This window comes from Haloferax gibbonsii ATCC 33959, assembly GCF_000336775.1.
Lineage (GTDB): Archaea > Halobacteriota > Halobacteria > Halobacteriales > Haloferacaceae > Haloferax > Haloferax gibbonsii.
The window spans coordinates 1-1118 of record NZ_AOLJ01000030.1; the positions used below are offsets into that span (position 1 = coordinate 1).

The 1118-nt window shown below is 52.2% G+C and carries 1 protein-coding gene; it reads left to right on the plus strand.

Going from position 1 to position 1118, the window contains the following annotated elements:
- Positions 1–15 precede the first annotated feature (15 nt).
- A partial coding sequence (locus C454_RS21090; protein ID WP_239639958.1) for a hypothetical protein occupies positions 16–1118 on the plus strand: 1103 nt, incomplete at its 3' end.

Sequence of the window (1118 nt, forward strand, 5' to 3'; positions counted from 1 at the left end):
GCTCGAACGGTCGCCATGTCAAAGGCTAAAATAACGATGGTGAACGAGCTAAATAACGGTGCATCCCGGTCACAGGCTAAATCCGCGGTGAACCAAACGGTTCGAGACTACTACTCTCGGGTTCAGGTTCGGATTCTCTCAGATTGGGACGCTAAAGTCACTCAAATAGCTAGTCTAGATAACCAATCCGACCAAACAATTGGATACTACTACCAAAATGAGAGGAATGGAGAATGGTACTCTGGTGGTGAAACGCTTGGAACAAACACGATTCAATTCGAGTTAGTCAATGGAACATCTGTCGATACTGAAGAAATCTCTCTGAGGACTCTCCCATCCGGCTCCCGTTTCCATCCGGGGGGGTCGTCAGACCCACCAAAAGCATCTCCTATCCGGGTTGTTGCCGTCGAACCAAACTCGTCCGAGGAGACACGAATCTTCGAGTCACAGGATTATGGGTCGCTCGGCTCTTGGGCGAACGACCAGAACGACACCTATCTGCTCGACGAAACCCAAGAGCAGACCCAACAAGTGCTTGCGAATATGGACCCCTACGTTGATGAGGTGTCCAGCCAGTACCAAGCAGGCGAAATAAACTCGTCAGACCTTGCGATGATGGACCCATCCACTATCGGGGCTGAGGCATCCACATCTCTCAAAAAGTCTGGATACTACGGTCAGGGCGCGGCCATGCTCGCGTCAACCGGTGCTTCCGGGGATATCAATGCATCGCACACTATTGCAGTCGGAGACGGCTCGGGCAATCCGACGGTGCTTAATGGAACATTGTTCTACACCGGAGATGACGCATCTGGTGGCTGGGATACTGGTCAGACATACCGATTTTCAGATTATAATGGAACCTTCTACATGGCTGTTCAAGATGGGGCCAACGGCACGATTGTTGACCTCTCCACATATGGGTCGCAGTTTGAAATTTTAGAGGCTGTGAACACCCGGACAGGGGAGACGATGAACACGACCAGCCCACACAAGTACCTCTACAACTCAACGAACGCAAGCTCCCTCGCGGACGAAATCGAGCAGTTGCGACAACTCAGAAGGCAGTATGAGACCACCGGAACTGGTGGCGGTGGTGGCGGCGGTGGCTTCGGTGT